The sequence below is a fragment of the Nostoc sp. WHI genome (assembly GCF_015714725.1).
GTDB lineage: Bacteria > Cyanobacteriota > Cyanobacteriia > Cyanobacteriales > Nostocaceae > Nostoc.
The window spans coordinates 1-17,767 of the sequence record NZ_WBKM01000004.1; the positions used below are offsets into that span (position 1 = coordinate 1).

General features: G+C 40.0%; 10 protein-coding genes, 1 tRNA gene and 1 pseudogene. 7 read left to right on the forward strand and 5 right to left on the reverse strand.

Annotated elements, in window-relative coordinates:
• Both F8S12_RS00190 and F8S12_RS00195 read left to right on the forward strand, forming a co-directional pair.
• Positions 1–134: pseudogene (locus F8S12_RS00190) on the forward strand (ISNCY family transposase); the annotation flags it as partial.
• A 419-nt stretch (positions 135–553) separates the two neighbouring features.
• Positions 554–627, forward strand: a tRNA-Pro gene (locus F8S12_RS00195).
• 908 nt (positions 628–1,535) lie between these two features.
• On the opposite strand, the gene cas12k is transcribed toward F8S12_RS00195, so the two are convergent.
• From cas12k to F8S12_RS00215, 4 genes are all read right to left on the reverse strand, one after another.
• Entirely contained in the window at positions 1,536–3,875 is a 2,340-nt protein-coding gene (gene cas12k, locus F8S12_RS40140) for a type V CRISPR-associated protein Cas12k (protein WP_230967696.1), read from the reverse strand.
• 11 nt (positions 3,876–3,886) lie between these two features.
• The gene (locus F8S12_RS00205; RefSeq protein WP_196514220.1) at positions 3,887–5,197 is read right to left on the reverse strand and encodes a hypothetical protein; all 1,311 of its coding nucleotides are present in this window, start codon (positions 5,195–5,197) and stop codon (positions 3,887–3,889) included.
• 182 nt (positions 5,198–5,379) lie between these two features.
• Positions 5,380–5,694 (reverse strand): hypothetical protein, encoded by a 315-nt coding sequence (locus tag F8S12_RS00210; protein ID WP_196514221.1) that lies wholly within the window; start codon positions 5,692–5,694, stop codon positions 5,380–5,382.
• A gap of 147 nt (positions 5,695–5,841) precedes the next feature.
• On the reverse strand, positions 5,842–6,138 hold the full coding sequence (locus tag F8S12_RS00215) for a hypothetical protein (RefSeq protein WP_331001326.1): 297 nt from the start codon (positions 6,136–6,138) through the stop codon (positions 5,842–5,844).
• A gap of 490 nt (positions 6,139–6,628) precedes the next feature.
• On the opposite strand from F8S12_RS00215, the gene dcm reads away from it, so the two are divergent.
• The 5 genes from dcm to F8S12_RS00240 all read left to right on the forward strand — a co-directional run bounded on the left by dcm (position 6,629) and on the right by F8S12_RS00240 (position 17,591).
• Positions 6,629–8,719 (forward strand): DNA (cytosine-5-)-methyltransferase, encoded by a 2,091-nt coding sequence (gene dcm, locus F8S12_RS41465; protein WP_196514223.1) that lies wholly within the window; start codon positions 6,629–6,631, stop codon positions 8,717–8,719.
• 117 nt (positions 8,720–8,836) lie between these two features.
• On the forward strand, positions 8,837–10,831 hold the full coding sequence (locus F8S12_RS00225; RefSeq protein WP_196514224.1) for a hypothetical protein: 1,995 nt from the start codon (positions 8,837–8,839) through the stop codon (positions 10,829–10,831).
• Positions 10,828–11,454, forward strand: coding sequence for a hypothetical protein (locus F8S12_RS00230; protein WP_196514225.1), 627 nt, complete (start codon positions 10,828–10,830; stop codon positions 11,452–11,454). The genes F8S12_RS00225 and F8S12_RS00230 overlap by 4 nt, the downstream gene beginning before the upstream one ends.
• A gap of 146 nt (positions 11,455–11,600) precedes the next feature.
• The gene (locus tag F8S12_RS00235) at positions 11,601–11,975 is read left to right on the forward strand and encodes a hypothetical protein (protein WP_196514226.1); all 375 of its coding nucleotides are present in this window, start codon (positions 11,601–11,603) and stop codon (positions 11,973–11,975) included.
• A 30-nt stretch (positions 11,976–12,005) separates the two neighbouring features.
• A complete protein-coding gene (locus F8S12_RS00240; protein ID WP_196514227.1) occupies positions 12,006–17,591 on the forward strand; it encodes a DEAD/DEAH box helicase in 5,586 nt (1,861 codons plus the stop codon).
• Here the strand turns inward: F8S12_RS00240 and F8S12_RS00245 are convergent.
• Positions 17,582–17,743: a hypothetical protein gene (locus F8S12_RS00245; RefSeq protein WP_196514228.1), complete on the reverse strand. Its 162-nt coding sequence runs from the start codon at positions 17,741–17,743 to the stop codon at positions 17,582–17,584. The genes F8S12_RS00240 and F8S12_RS00245 overlap by 10 nt on opposite strands.
• Positions 17,744–17,767 lie beyond the last annotated feature (24 nt).

Here is a 17,767-nt window from a genome sequence, read left to right on the forward strand (position 1 = left end):
GTTATTATTGTCTTTAAATTTACTAGCTTTTTTATTTCATACTGTTTTAGATTTAGTCAATTATACCTATCAAAAAGTTCGTGACTTATTAGCAACTCGGACTAGTTTCTTTAATGATATTCGTACCTTATTAAAATTTATTTGCTTTAAAAATTGGTCGGAGTTTTTCTTATTTATTCTTACCGAATATGTCCCTCTCACAAAAGTAAATTCTAGTTAAAAATGTCAAATTTTTGAGAGGAGGTAAAGATTATTAATTAAGAGAATTTACAAAGTAGGTCGGAATTTCAGCTATATTTATAAGTTGAAATCTATTTTTTCATGGGCAGATTTTTAAAATTGTTTCTCTTCAGTTAATTATTATGATTATCTTTCAAATAAATCATAATTAGACAGAAGTTCTCTATGTAAACAAGAGGACTTTATCTTCTTTTGTTTTCAAAATGAGAATTGCTGCAAGCAAAGCCTTGGGTGAACTGATTATATATATAGATGTAATTCTGTCATTTAGCAAAAGTTGTGATATTGTAAATTTACAATGCCGTTTTTTTGGCGGGATGTGGCGCAGCTTGGTAGCGCACTTCGTTCGGGACGAAGGGGCCGCTGGTTCGAATCCAGTCATCCCGATTATAATTTGTAGAGCGACAAATTATTTGACCGTGGCGACAAATTATTTGTCAACTGCTTTCCTATGGACTTAAATATAGCTGACTTTCTTTGAGTGGAGTAGGAGGCTCAGTTATAAGCTCACCATAATTCCAATATATCTGCAAACATTCAGGATAATCCCGAACGAAGTGCGCCTTTCAACCCTCCCAAAAAGCTTGCAATTTAAATAGAAATTCAACAATACTAGTAACTTATTCGTACACCGGATGGTTGTTGAAACAACCCGCTTATCCTGTGGCTTGCAAATACTGCTTCATCTTTCAACCCACCCCTAGCCGGGATGGTTGTTGAAACCCAGTACCAACGTAAGAAGTATTCCTGGTTGCAGTCTTTCAACCCACCCCTAGCCGGGATGGTTGTTGAAACTCTACCCGTCTATAACCCTTTCTATAAAAGCTTTCCATACACATAAATTGGCAGGTCTGCTTAAAAAGCCTCGAACTGAAAATTAAAAAACTAAATGCATTCACATGCTAGTTTATTAAGTCAAGACTGGATAAGGGTTTTAAAGTTTTGGCGGGACTTCAGGGATTTTGCCCCCGCTTCGACATGCCAAAAAAATATTTGGAGGGTTCCCCCGACGAAGGGGATGATTCAGTAGCCACCGCTGCGGTAATCCGCACCGTTGCTAGAACGGTTAGAGCTTAATAAGCCTTACTTCTTATTGCAGGGAGCGCACCTATCCTGTCTTGCGACAGCAGCATCAGAAGCGGGCAGCTACCAGGGCCAGAAAGCAAAACGGTCTGACAACCGTCAAACTAACCCAGATTTTTCACAGTACATTGGCTCCGAAAAGCATGAACTGCGGCGCTATTATTTCTATATTATATTTTCAAGGTTCAGTATTTCAACTAAAGCACCTCAAGTTAGCGCTGTTGATAAGCAAACAAAGCTAAATCTCTGGCTTGTTCGTGTTTAGTGTCTCTAATTGGCTGTGGCCCCATTTCAATAGATATTCCAATTTTTGCAGCTTGGATTTGAATACTCTCGATTAATCGACCATAGCTCCAGTGGTGGACGCTGACAAGATAATCTTTGGCATAGTTTTGTTGACCTTCCTTGTAACCTGGAATTTTTTTCTCTGCTCTGGCTTGAACTTCGCTTTGAATGATTTCTCGCATATCGCGGAGTTTGGGTAGAACAATGCTGCCAGCAGAGTAAGTTTTTGCGATCGCAACAATCGCATCTGCCAGTAATCTATCAACATATTGTCCTAACTCTGATTCACCAGATGAATTTGGCGCGTTTTGCTTCTGAGCTTTGTGGCGTTCGTGTGAAAGGCGTTGCTGTTGCTGTCTTTGGCGGTTGAAAAGATTATAGTTGTCACCGAGTAGTTGTTTAACGCTGCGATAAGTCAAAACTTTATTGTTGGCAGCATCTACCACAGCAACTGTTGCTGGTTTATCTAGACCTAAGCCTACACCAACCAGAATATTAGATTTTCCTTGATACAGAGGTTTACTGGGACGGCCAGGGAAGGGGTTGTTAAGTTTACGCCTCGTAGTTAACTCTTTTTTTAGACGAGTTACCTGGTTCTTCTTTAAACTACTTTCTTGTTCCATTTTGCTGATAGTTTTTTCAGCCTGATTGATTTTCTCAGAGCAAACTAGTTCTGTTTCCTCTTGTGTCCACAAACGTGTTTCTATAGAACATTGAAGAATTAAGCGGTGAACCGTCCACGGCTTACCTTTACCTTTTCTTTCCTGCCAAAGCAGACGTGCAGAACGGAGAATAAACAATGCAGAAGAATATGTTTCATCGTCATCATGCCAAATTTGCCAGTCTTGACAGAAACGTTGAAAATAATGAAGCTGGCGAGAATCACAACAAACATAAAATTCAGGATTCTTGATTTTTTTCTTCAATCCATTAAACTTTACAAAGATACAACCTTTTTTATTTTTTAGGTTAAACCAATTTACATCTCTATGGGGAGAGGATCTTATTTTTAAATAAGCATACTTTATGAAGCTGGATGTGCCTGATTTTAAAGCCCAACTCAAGAAATATACTTCCCAAAATCGTATTTTTGCTCTCTTTGCCTTACTATAAACAGGGTTTGTAAACCAATGCAAATTGAAATAAACATACTTCATGAAGCTGGATGTGCCTGATTTTAAAGCCCAACTCAAAAAATATACTTGCCAAAATCGCATTTTTGCTCTCTTTGCCTTACTATAAACAGGGTTTGTAAACCAATCCAAATTGAAATAGACATACTTCATGAAGCTGGATATGCCTGATTTTAAAGCCCAACTCAAAAAATATACTTGCCAAAATCGTATTCTTCCTCTCTTTGTATTATCATCAACATAATTTGTAAACCAATCCAAATCTGTAGTTGTTTCATAATCAATAGGATATGGCATATAGCTATCTCTTTGTAAGATGCTAGCTTGCCAAGACTTAGCCTCATCTTCATTTAAAGGAACTTCTTGGGTCGCCTTTTCTAAAGTTCCTAACCATTCTTCTGCTGTAATATTTCTACCTTTGGGCTTCTGATTTTTGATTTGATTTCTTAAACGTTCGATTTCAATTTCTTTTTTACGTTTATTTTTAGCATATTGATCAGGGTCTTCATCAACTTTACTGACCTGACAATTGTTTTTGAGCAGGTAAGCAAGCGCAGACTTGGATAGGCAGTCTTCCGTTTTATCATAAGTATCAAATAACCCACCGAAAAGTGCGGTATTTGAAGAGGATTTTTTATTTTTTTTAGTCTTATTTGCGTTTTTTGTTTTGGATTGCTTATTTTGATCCTGAGTGAACTTGGCTAAAAATGAATCTAAAATTTCAGTAGCTTTGGCGCGAATTACATCTAAATTACACTGATTTTCTTGCTGTAATTCTATATCGCTTTTCAACATATTTAACCAACGCTCTTTTCCTTCTATTTGGCGCTGTCGTCGCTGTTGTAAGGCAAACCAAGACTTATAAATTTCTTGGACTAGAGTAACTGCTGATGTGTAGAAACGACCTGGCTGGTCAGCAAAGCGCTCTTGTGTTTCGAGAGAGTCGCATATTGTCTTGATAGTGTCTTTAGGCACTTCACCATTTTGTAACCAAGTCTCGAAATCAGGATGTTGTCCTAGCTGTTCTAATAATTCATTAATAAGCGGCGTGTTTTTCTCAGCCATCAGTTTCCACAAGTGGCGAAGACTTGCTTTATCAGCAACCAGGCGACATTGAATAGTGATAACACTCATATTATTTACTACTAACTTGCAATCTGACTCAGACGAACTGCTTCATAAATTTCGGAAATACTATTCCGAATCTCAATTCTCATGGCTTTGGCTTTTGCTCGAATTCCTTCCGCATTTTCTTGTACATAAGTTAGATGAGTATTAATCTTGGTGACATAATCTAAAGATGACTGAATTCGCTGAAGCTGGGCTTCTATAACTGTATAATCCAGTTGAGAGTTAACGAGCTGCTGAGATGCCAACTGTTGGCGAATAATCAAAAATTGGATAGCGACATTTAAGAGTTCATGTGTAGTAGCTACCCATAAACCCTGTTCACATATCCCTTGCCCCCATTCACCAATTTCGTGAGCTAAACCATCACGAGTGCGACTCAGAAATATAGCAGTATTTGCTCCGCGCTTTTCCATAGCTGTGCTTAATTGCTTAGAAATTTTTCCTCGACCCCATCGTTTAGATTCTCGGTTTCTCGCTTCAATAACTATTGACATTTCTGTTAGTGCTATTGAGTTTGCACTCAGCTTGATGAGAATATCTCCAGGTTCTTTATCATTACCAACATGAGAAACCTCTGCGCCATAAAGCTTTGACCAATTTTGTAATTCTACAACCACAGCTTCTTCGTAAGTTGCTCCTTTAGCAATAGTTTGCTCCAGAACAGACTCTATCACCTCTTTTTCCCGAATTTGTTTAGCTAATTGATCTACTTCGCTAGCTAGTGGTTTAACTGCTTCCTCAACCACAGTCTTAACGGCTTTAGCTAAAGTTCCATTTTCTGTTGTGACATTATTTAACGCCTCTATAAATACGCCTTGTACCGAGCCAGAATACTGAGGATTTAACAAGTCCTGCAACTTCTTCATCACGCTGCCAAGAGTTGAAGTCTCTCTCGAGGTGTCAATCTCCTGTTGAAACAATATTCTCACTCCTTCTAGTTGTTCCGTGAGAACTGCTTTGGTTAAATTAATTTGGTTTTGTATTAGAGCAAATACTTGGCCATCATCTGTACTAAGTTGACTGATTAATCTTTGCTCAAGGGTTTCAGGTATAACTCCAACAGCTTTAGAAATATCAACAAGCAAAGACTCAAACTGTCGCTTCACAAATTCTGTATCAGTAAGGGTTTGAACTCTTTGAAGGCAAAAGAATCCTGCTTCAAAAGCATTTAGGCAAGCTTTTTCTTTTTCTGATTCTGGAAGAAGTTGTAGGTAATCTACAGCTTCACGTAGGGGGATTTGCAAATCACGAATGAGAATAGAATTATCCATTACCTCGATTTTGCAAGGATTTTTGCTGATTTCAACGGTGCTGATTGAATTCATTAAACCTGTTGCCTGTTCAATTAGTACTTCTGTATCTCAGCCTAAGATTACCCTTGTAATCAGAGCAAGGGGTTTTTGGCACAATTGGTAGTGAGTAGCGATCGCCTCTGACACTTTAACTTGCTTTCAGAAAGGCTACTTCTAGCCAATAAAAGAGCAGGCGCAGGCATTTACATACTCACTTATTCTTGAGGGAAGTCAGAGGGCAAAGTAATAATTCCCTTAACAACTAGCTGTTTGAATTGATTAATCAGGTCGGCTTGCCGCAAAATTCGGGTAACGTATTTTGGTCGTCGGTGAAACTCTGTCCCCCAATCTTTAACAGTTTTTGGGCTAGTACCTGTAACCTCCGCGATCGCATTAATGCAAGCTTTGCGATAATTACGTCCTGGTTCGTGAATAACCCAACGACGACAATACTCCATCGGTTCCAAGGGCAACTGACAGAGGGTATCAATTTGATGTTTATGTTGGTGGGATTGCCTCCCAGTTTGCATCTTGAGCGTTCGTGAGTTACTAAGGGTTACAGCAACAGAGATTTGTGGAGGTATCAAGCTACTGCACGCAAAACCTATGCTTGCTGACCTCAACTTAGGAAATATCTGCCTATAGTACAAGTATTTTAGTCACGAATCACGAGTAAATTATTCTTGAGGAAAGTCAGGAGGTAAGACTATTTTTTTGATTTGGTTGAGTTTATCCGCCATTCGTAAAATATGCGCTACATAATTGGGGCGCTTCTCGAAGTTGGAACCCCAATTACCTATAGTCCTTGGACTCAGCCCAGTTGCTTCGGCGAGAGCGGCTATGCAGGCTTTTCTGTAGCCCCGGTCATCGGGAGACATATCAACCCATCTTTTACAGTATTCCATTGGCTCCAAGGGCTTTTCACTGAGCGCATCGATTCTATATTCAGCCCTTGAGCGAATGATGTCTATCACCTTACTTGATCTGAGTAACACTTTTACTCACAATTCATGAGTAAAATGTTCATAAATAATGAGAATATGTTCAACTGTCGGCAAATCCTTTTTGAGTTGATAAGCCAGAGCAATCCCATACAAACTCATACAAAGATGTCTATGAAGTAAGCTGTGAGATGGCGGAGGAACAAGAAAGATCGTCTCATTAGCAATCTTGTTGTGCGGATTCCCAGAAGAAGCAAACTCTGCCTCAACAGTAATGAGGCTGTAACTACCTTAATATTGCAGGTTAAACTTTTTTATACTTAATATATAGTATGAACAGTTAGCATTCTAGCTAATATACTATTAAATTAAATGTAAAATTTAATTCAAAAGCTGTGATATTTTTACAGGCAACCCCGAAAATTACTATGTCAAATGGCTAAAAGATTTATAAATATTTGAGGGTGTGATTAATAATACTAAAATCGTGCAATTTAGCTCCAATTTTTCTAGAGACTTTTTTGTGTCCCATATTTTACTTATTGAGGACAATAGTAATACTTCTGTATTACGTCCTGTAGTTGGTATATCGAACAATTTGCCTCATTCTGTGCAAGTGCGTGTACACTATATTGATGAAAATGAACCAACAATAATCGCAGAGCAGTTTTGCCCAGCAAAATTATCTAGTGGATCGCAACAAAACCAGAAAGTGGATGTGGCATTAGATTTACTTGATAGTCTAAAGCCACGACGAAGTGAAGCTATGGTTGTTGCGAGTGCTTTATATGGATGTAAGAAGCGCTTTATTCAAGGGATTCAATCGCGGAATTTTCGCTTTACGCTACAAATTCGCCCTTCTACTAAAGTGCGCTTAGGCGGTGATTATCCTCACTACAATAGTTCAAAAGAAATTGTTGCAGCATCATTATTAAATTCAGATATCCAGTGGCAAGAAGAGCCGATTATAGAATATTCAACGGGACAAGTCGTAAATTACAGCGTAGCTGAATTACCCAACGTACTTTTACCAGATAATAGTTTTGCTCGTCTAATTGTGGCTTATAGAGGTGGTATATCAGGATTTGGTTCAAATACAATTTTTGCTCTGTCTTCAGCCTCGGAATTAGGGCTAAAAGACTTAGTACAAACAGTAGGTTGGGTGCGATGGATCAGAACAATCCTTAGAAAAAAAGAGCGGAGCAAAATAGCTGCTTTGGACACTAAATCAAGCTCATATTCACAAAATACAAAAGAGAAATATGCCGGATTAGTCATTCGTTCTAATATAACTTTAGCCTGCAAACAAGATATAAATCTTACTTCTACTAAGGAACAAAGTCTTTCGAGACAAGCAAGCCTACAAAAAACTTTAGGTGATTTATCGCATGGATTGAATGTTGTCGAACTATTTGCGGGGGCAGGGGCAATGGGGCTTGGTTTTTTAATGGCAACCAAACCAAATAAACACTATAAGATAAGTTTTTGCGGTGAGGTTAATCCTGTTTATGTAGAGACTCTTAAATATAACCATGCGGCTTTTCGTCAACTCTCTCAGATATCTGGAGTTGATTGTGTTCCAGAACAAATAGAACCTCTTGACCTACGTACAAAGGAAGCACAAAAATTTACAGAAAGTCGTTGCAGGGAATTAGGCGATGTCCATATATTAATTGGTGGGCCACCATGTCAGGGTTTTTCTAGCGCCAATCGGAATTCAGGGAATAGCAAAAACCCTAATAACCAACTTGTAGATACTTTTTTCAAATATGTTGAGAAATTAAAACCTCGCTGTTTTTTAATGGAAAACGTCCAGGGTATCTTGTGGACACCAAAAGCAGGTCAAAGTTCTACTCAAATCAATGTTGTAGATTGGGTCATTAAACGTATGCACAAAGCTGGATATATTGTTTTCCCAAAACTTATAGATGCAGCTTGGTATGGAGTACCACAACATCGTAACCGCTTTTTCTTTTTTGGCATACATAAAGATTTGGGCTATAGAAAAGATGATTTCGGTGAGTGGGGGCCATTCCCTTTACCTACGCATGGTCTGGGTCAAGACAAGCCTTATGTAACAGTACGAGATGCAATACAAGATTTACCTACTATTGGTAACGGATGTCTTGAACACAATATGGCTTATGAAGAAGTAAGGAATCAAAAACTTGTTACAAATCCTTTTTTAGAAGCTATGAGAGAAGGAGCATCTGTTGGTTTAATTACAGACCATATTACTTCCCGTCATTCTGAATATGTAATTGAACGTTATCAACAGATACCACCTGGAGGAAATTGGCAGGATATTGAAGACAAACTAACTAATTACAGTGATGTTCAAAGAACTCATAGTAACATCTACCGAAGGCTTGGTTGGGATGAACCATCTATTACTATTGGACACTATCGCAAGAGTATGTTAATTCACCCACAACAACATCGAGGTCTATCTTTGAGGGAAGCATCCCGACTACAATCAATTCCAGATTGGTTCCGTTTTGCTGGAAGTATCGATAGCATTAACGGTGGATTAGTACACAAGCAGCAGCAATTAGCTAATGCTGTTTGTCCACTTGTAACTAAAGCCATAGCAGAATTTCTTTTTGAGCTTTAATAGATTATGTAAAATTATCGTGTTTTTTGTGTAAACTTAACCACTACTGTATCTATCCAAAATAAAATGTAAAAATAAGCACTTAAATTTTTACTGTAAGGGTACTACCGTTATTCCATGAGCCACTTAAATGCGCTCTCTGTATCACAAAAATATACTCTTTGGAATCGTGCGATCGCAGAGTACTTTTTATCTAACAATTCCAATGAACAAGAAATTTACTTAACAATATCTCCAAGAAGTTTGGCTGCTGCTTTTGTGAAGGTTCAAGGAACTCCATTGTCACCTGAAGACGCAGAGCAAGATTTTGTTGATGTAGTTTCATCAGCATATCGCCACAGGGTACTTTCACACTCAGCAGGATTTCGTGTCTTGCATGGAGACGATGAAAACGGATTTCCAAAATATATTGCTTTTTTAGCTTTGTGTGTTTTAGCTGCTTATCGAATGCATTCGGATGAAGAAGTTAGCACCAGAGCTTATTACCCTAGACTTGCGGAACTTATTGGATGTAAAATAGTTAGAAATTTTCCTGAAGGTTTTGATACAGATGAGTTTGAAAAGCTTTGGAAATTACTAAATAAATGGCTTCATCAGAAAAAATCGTTGCTTTTGGCAATGCCAGAAGCAAATACAGTAAAAAAATATATAAGCTTTCCTTTAACCCACGTACCTCTTCGTCAAGTTGATATTGAAAAGCTACCAAATTTTTTTGCATGGGCTGGTTATACTCCTGGACAAATAGCTCCAATCAACAAGTTAGAAGCAGATGTTTTAAGATGGGGAAATTACTATTTCACACTTACCGGAAAAAAAGCCCTTGCAGATAAGCGACTCAAAGCTGTAATTGCACAGGTTAACAACGAGCTAGAACTGTGGGACGGTGCCATAAATGACTCATACGGTAGAAGAAGTGCATCTGTAGAGATTCTTCTCGATATTGTGCGACGACAACCGCAACTTTCTTTTCTTCCGAGATGTCCAGATTCGTTTCCTTCCTTTTTTGATTGTGAAGAATTATATTTAGAGTCGAGCGGAGAGGGGTGGTACAACCCGATTTCGCTTGGAGAAAAAAACGGACGAGATTTACATGAAGGTTTCTCTTGGAGTACCAAATCTAACAATATTCAATTTGTTTTACAAAGGGGTGGGTGTTCTGCGATCGCACTTGCTCCCAGTTCGGATTATACAGGGTTTGTTTCTCGCCATAGCTTACCCTCTGGTATCGCTTGTAACGTTCTCGTACATGAGGATGTAGCCAAAAATGCAAGAGAATATTTTGAGGAAATTTCATCTCGTAGCTCTAATCCCATACATGATAAACGACTCCCTGATGGTTGGTGTTTATTTCGTGACGTAAAGGCTGAAAAGTATATAGCAAATATACCTTCTGGACTGGAATCACTTTACGTAGAGTCAGCCGTAGATATAGTGCTATCGGGAGGACTACGTTTGGGCAAAAAGTCGGCATGGCTTTTAGGTGCGCCCCCTCGCTTAATGATTACAGGTTTACAAGAAGGTCAACAACCCAAAATTGATGGTATACCCATAACTATTGCGGAAGATGGAACTTTAGTTGACTTATCCCATTTGATGCATCCAGGAGTTCATTGGATAGAAGTCGGTTCGGTATCCAAAAAGATTGAGATTGTTGAACCTGAAATTAATTTTGATAGAGAAAGACAAAATTTTTACCGCACCAGTGTCACAGGTTCTCATATAGCTCTCCCCCCAGGTAATTGGACAATCATAGGCGCAAATCCTGGTGAAGTAACGCAAGCAGCAATCTATGAGTCCCAACAGGGAATAATAGTCAAATCTTCTTTTCAGGCAGTATGGGCTATAGAATTCGGGTCAGGGACAGGAGCAAGAGTTGTCTGTTTAGCAAAGAGTCCACCCAGTCCTAAAACACTAAAATTCTCCATAGCAAAGACTCAAATCCCATCGGAAATAGAACGTTGGACATCACTGGTTTACAACGCGGCTATTCGTCGTCCCAAACTAGCATCGATTTACGACGAAGAAAAAGCTTCTAATTTACAAGTAGCTTGGAAGGGTTATATGCAAGCTGCACGCGAAATTAAGCGACAACAAAAAAGGAGATATAGATGAGTTGGGATACATTGCTTTACTGGCTAACTCATCAGCAAGAGGGGTCATGGATAACTTTTCGTAGAGCAGTCACAGAGCTTGCTTCTTTTGAACATCTTGATGTCGATATCAGCGATCTATGTAGAAATCTCCGGTTTCAATTGTCCGAGGCTAGTCATATAGATTTTTTCATTAATGGTTCCCAAAGATGGAAGGTTCGTCCACCAATACTCGCAGGATTGCTTAATAGTCCTGATACCGCCGTACTATGTGGAGGGCGAACACCGAAATTGCTTTCACAGATGTGCGATGTTGCAGCAACCTTAAATTGTCAAATAATTAGCGATACGACATCTCAAAAAATAGCTGAAATACGTGTTAAGGGTACAGAAGCGGGTATTCGCCAGATAGCTGCGATTATTGGTATTCCTTTTGTTCCTCAACAAGCAAAATGTCTAAGCCAAGACTTGAACCCTATTCTCAAGCAACTAGAAATTGCAGATGAAGCAACTCCGCTAGCTGGATGGTCGGCTCAGTCATTCGATTGGCAATCTCGAAAATGGGTTGATGGTGTATTACAGCATACAGTATGTGAATATAGCTACTATAATCAATACCTTTGCCAATTTACGAGGGTGAGTTGATATCTGAACTCCCTTTTCTCTGAGGCTTGGCAAAAACAATAAGTCCTAAAAATTCCTTCAAGGTTTCCCACAAGGTTTTTTAACGTATTGTCCGTAGTATCAAGGGTTTGATATTCCAAGCTACCTTATAAGCTAAACGCTTATGTATGGGTCATTTTGCCATTTTTGCCCAAATTTTTGTTGGCTCTTATTTTGGCAAAGGTATTGATAATACTCGTCATTATTTTGTCCACAATCAGCAAGGTAGATTAGTGCGGATGCCAAAGCATGAGGCACTTTATGCGGCAGCCGCGTTACGTTATCTTCAACTTGCGGTATACAATAAAACTCAACGTACATTAACCACCGATGTATCAAGTCCACTACCTGAAATGTATGCTCGTGTTGCTTATTTTTGTGCGGGTAGACCAAGCCAGATTGCTCAGGGGCAAATTGTTTATAACGAGATTTCACCAGATTTAGCTGGTTTGCTTCTGGTTGCTATTGGACAAAATCATCCAGGACTCCGGTGGGTTAATTAAATTAACTAAACGCCCTGCCAGGAAACGTATATGAACGATCCGTTTAAAATTTTTGATTCAATTAGACAAACCTATCTGCGTTACCTAGAAAGCCCATTCCGGGTTAGATATGAAGCCCTGATGAGTGAACGCAGAGCAATGCTTGACCAAGATGGTCAACTATGGCGAGAACCTCTACTGGAACCGATTGCGCCTTATTTACCTTCAGGTTTTACTATTGCCGAAGCCTGTCAACATTTTGGGATTAATTTAGCCGTTGCCAACTTTATTAATGGGGGTTTATTTTCTCCCCAGCGCCAAATTTATCAGCATCAGTTTCAGGCTTGGGAACTATCTCGGCAAGGACGAGCAGTAGTCATTACATCAGGTACGGGTTCGGGAAAAACCGAATGTTACTTAATTCCCATTTTTGCTTATCTAGCCGAAGAAGCACTTGGGCATTTAACCCCAGGATTACCCGCATGGGGTTCCTCAAATGGTACTTCACAAAAATGGTGGAGGCAACCAAGACAACGATGGGTTTCTCAACGACAGCATGAATCTCCAGAAAGACCATCTGCTGTCCGCGCTTTATTACTTTACCCACTCAACGCACTTATTGAAGACCAATTAACTCGCATTCGTAGAGCTTGCGATAACCCGCATGTTCAACAGTGGCGGGAAGACAATATGAATGGAAATCGGTTTTGGTTTGGGCGATATAACGGAGCGACACCTGTAGCGGGATTACGCATGAAAGATGGGAATGTTAATTCTCAAAAGCAGGGAAAGCTTAAAAAACAGCTTTTAGAAATGGATAATGAGTGGTCAGATCAAGTTTCTGATGAGGAACTCATTTACTATTTTCAAAATCCTGATGGTTCTGAAATGTGGTCTCGTTGGGATATGCAGGATAAAGCTCCCGATATTTTAATTACCAACTACAGCATGTTAAATATCATGCTGATGCGTAGTGTTGAAAATGACATATTTGAACAAACCAAGCAGTGGTTGGAGCAAGATCGGCAGCATCATATTTTCCACCTTGTCATAGATGAACTTCACACATACCGAGGAACACCCGGAACCGAGGTTGGCTATCTTTTGAGGGCTTTACTCAATCGGATTGGCTTGGAGCCGGATTCGCCACAATTACGAATTATTGCCACTAGTGCCTCTATTAGCAACGATGAAGAAAGTCTTGATTATCTCGAACAATTTTTTGGACGCGATCGCAATACATTTTCGATTCTTCCTGGGGAACGACAAAATTTCCCGACCTCAGAACATCAGCCAAACCCACTAGAACCTTACAAAGAGACATTTGCACAAATCGACAACATCCTTAACCAAAGCCAAAATAATGATGAGGATGCGGTTATTGAGGAAGCAGCAACAACGTTAGCGAATACGCTTCATCTTCCTAACGTAGATGCTCCACCAAGGCAAGTTTTAACTGAGGGATTAAATCACATCCAAGCGTTTGGGGCTGTACAAACCTCAGCCAGCCAATATCCATTGACAGTCAAAGAATTGGCAGAAGCGGTTTTTGGCGATCTATCGTCAAGGGGAGAAGCTGCGGCTCGCGGATTAGCTCGAACTATTGTTTTAGCAAGAAACTCTGACAATGAAGCCCTTCTTCCCCTACGTTCGCACTACTTTTTCCATAACGCAGGTAGGATTTGGGCTTGTGTAAATCCTAATTGCTCTGGGCGAACGGGGGTAACTCCACCAGGAGAACAAACACCGCCTGTTGGTAAACTATTCTTAGACCCTAGACCAAGATGCGATCGCTGTAATTCGAGAGTTATTGAGCTTCTTTACTGCCAATCATGTGGCGAAGTATTTCTTGGCGGGTTTAAACGTGAAGACCCTGACTCCCCAAATGCTTGGTATTTATCTCCAGATTACCCTTATCTTGAAAACGTTCCAGATAAAGCAGCATCGTTAAGCCGCACCTTCGGAGAATTTTTGGTATTTTGGCCTGCAAACGGAAGACCATTAATAAAACAAACCCAGACTCGTATTCCACGATGGCAGTGGCAGGAAGATAATGAGAAGGGTTATGAATGGAGACCTGCATTAATCGATCATCTGTTAGGACGTTTAACATTACCTGCTTCTTCAAATGCTGGTTCAAGTGGTTCTACTCCTGGCTATGTTTTCATAGCACCAATAAACGAAGCAAACGCTTTTCCATCAAAATGTCCTCATTGTGAAGCTGACTGGCGTGGTTGGCGAGTCAGTTCTTCGATTCGTGACCTTGGCTCTGGTTTTCAACGAGTAGTACAAGTATTATCTGATGCTTTAATGCGGCAAATGTCAGCCGAAATAGGTCGTAAGCTGGTTTTATTTTCAGATAGCCGTCAAGATGCTGCCAAACTATCTACAGGTATCAAACGCGATCACTATCTGGATACCGTTCGCCAAATTGCTTACGAAAGGCTTCTGCGTCAAGCACAAGAATCAGAAGCACAGTATTTGCAGGCTCAGACTCAATATAGGTTAGCTTCGGAGTTATTTAATTTGCAAAGGCAGATTAGACAAGATGCAGCTAATGCTAACATGGCTCGTTATTCACAGTTGTGTAATTTATTGCCTACTGAAATAGTAGGTGTCGTGATTAGCTATGCATCTACTGGTGGCGTAGGAAATCCACCTCTAGCATTAACACCTCCGACAAGTGCTGGAGGCTTTATTTCCCTTCGATTTAATTTGTTATTAGACGCTGTTAGAGAAGGGTTACTTTCAATTGGTTTAAACCCTGGTGGTTCAAGTCCTTCCTTAGCAAAATATAAATTTTCTAATAATGATGAGCGTTCGTGGACTGATTTAGTTGATTGGAATTCAACGCCAAGATGTTACCTAGATTTACAGCCCACACAACGAGATGCAATGAGACAAATTGAAACCGCTTTATTAGAGTCGGTTGTAAAAGCTGTTTTATTTGCTAGTGGCGCTCGTGATTTCGAGTCTCTCAAGCTTGGTTTTTTGTGGATTGACGATTCTCCACCTTCTAACTTAGAAGAGCAAGTTGCTGCTTCTGTCATCCGGCTTTTGGCACAAAGAAGACGTTGGAACGGCTCAGGTTATCCCGGACAATATAACCCTCCTGGTTACATTAATGAGTACCTTAACCGCGTGGCTGAAATCAGGAGCTACAATCGAGAACAATTAGAGCAAGCAACTTTAAACATCATTAATTCAGTTTTAGACCAATGGCGAGTTGTTCCCCAATCTTTGCAGGTTCTTAGTCCACGTCCTAACGAAAATAACCAAATAGATATTTACGCCTGCGGGCAATGCGGACGAATTCACCTACATGCTTCGGGAGGAATCTGTACCAGTTGTAACAGTCCTTTAGCGAACATTCCAGGTACTTACAACTTAAGTGATGATTTGGAAGATTGCGATTATTATGAATATTTAGCACGTTCTAACGAACCAATATTTTCGCTTAATTCTGAAGAACTCACAGGTCAAACTGATCCTAGTGTTCGACGTGTGCGACAACGCCTTTTCCAAGATGTTTTTAAACCATCCGAACAACCCGATCCTTCTAGAATTAACCTCTTAAGTGTCACAACCACTATGGAGGCAGGAGTTGACATTGGTTCACTTCAAGCTATCGGTATGGCAAATATGCCTCCAATCCGTTTTAACTATCAGCAACGCGTGGGAAGGGCTGGTCGTCGTCGCGGTTTAGGTATGTCTGTTGCTTTAACATTATGCCGTGGGCGTAGTCATGATGATTACTATTTTGAACGTCCCCGACTTATTACTGCCGAACCTCCACCAAAACCTTACGTTGACGTTAGGCGTGAAGAAATTGCCAAGCGAGTTATAAACAAAGAAATTCTCCATAGAGCATTTCAAAATGTTGTTCTTGAATACACGGGAGATAATGTTCACGGTGAATTTGGTAAGATTTTGGAATGGTTACAAAATAGACCAATCATTGAAGACTGGATACAACATCACCCATCGGAAATTGAAGAAATATGTGAAGTAATTTTACGCCGTACTTCAATAAATGAAGTAGAAATGGTTGATTACATCCGTAATAAACTGCTACAACATATTGATGCAGTTGTTGATGACTCTACCGACTTTCAACACTTAGCCTTAAGTCAGCGTTTAGCATCGCGTGGCATCCTTCCCATGTTTGGATTTCCCACCCGCACCCGTTACCTGTACCATAAATATCCCAAAACAGAAGCAGGGGAATGGCCTCCAAAAGCAGGTGTTGTGGACAGAGAATTGGATATTGCAATTAGTCAATTTGCTCCAGGTGTCCAAACTGTAAAAGATGATATGCTGCTTACCGCAGTAGGAATTATCGATCCTATCCCTTCGGGGAATAAAACTGTATTCCAACCAAATCCCTTGGGGCAAGGTATTCGTGTTGGTGTTTGTCGCCAATGTCAAGCTTTAGTCAAGAATCCGTCAGAAGAAGGAGGTTGCCCCTATTGCTCGGCTCTCAGAGATGAAAAGGGATACCGAACGGTTGATATTAGCGAACCACCAGGATTTAATACATGGTGGGCAATTAACGCCGAGTATAATGGAGCGTTTGAATTTACTCCACGGGCACTCAAGACACGTTTGGGTACACCTTCTGAGGAATATAGTTTTGAAACTCGTCAAAACTTTGATATTAGATGTATTTCACAAGCTTCGGTTTATCGGATAAACGATAATAACGGACAAGACTTTGAATTTTTTAAAGTAGCTAGCCAGAACGTTTGGATTTCTAAAAAAGCATTTGACCAAGCTTTATTGGATTTATTACCAGAAGAACGTGATAGGGTTATTGAGCCTGTTCCCGATCCCTCTGTTCAACCGATTGTTAGAGCTTTGGCTGCCATTTCTACAACCGATGTATTAATTGCAGGCATCCCCAATAGCGGTTCCGGACTCAATTTAAATCCAGCACTACCGGAAGCAAGAGCTGCTTGGTACTCATTTGGTTTTCTTATTAGGCGGGCTGCTGCTGTCAGCTTAGATGTTGCAGAATCTGAGCTTGATGTTGGTATTCAACCCTTTACAGACCTTAGCAGCCCTTTTGCCCCACCATCCGCTCGGATATTTTTGTCTGATAGCCTAGAAAATGGAGCGGGTTATAGCTCACATTTAGCGGAGCCAGAGCGTTTTGAAAACCTCCTGCATTTTATTCTCGGTGACGAACATTCTTCAAGTCAAACTTTTGCTGTTCCATTACTTTCTACTGGACATCAAGAAGAATGTTCTACATCTTGCCATCGATGTTTGCGGGAGTTTGGTAATATGGCTTACCACTCAATTTTAGACTGGCGGCTTGGTTACGATATGGTGCGTCTTGCACTAAATCCCAATGCACAAATTGATTTAAATTATGATTACTGGGTGGATTTGGTATCCAATACAGCTAATTCCTACTTCTCAGGGCTGGGTTTGGAGCAAACGGCTTTCGGTACTTTATTAGCAGGTATCAATAGTTTTAATAGCGAAGCCATAATCCTCATACATCCTCTTTGGGACATAAACCCTGAAAATTTACGGACAGAAATCGTGCAAGGCTACACAGAAGCACAGGAACAAGGCTTAACTCCCAAGTTAAAATCAATTTTTACCGCCATTCGCTTCCCCTATGAATGATGTTTGTTTGGTTCGATGCTAAACATTGTTTGAGCGATCGCCATTATTAATACAGGAAAATACCGATAGGGCGATCGCTCAACTTTTGGGTGACACAATAGAAAATAATTAGCCCAGGAACCCAATTCACAGCGAGGCTGTCGCGTAAGCATTTCCAAGATAAAGTATCGTTTTTA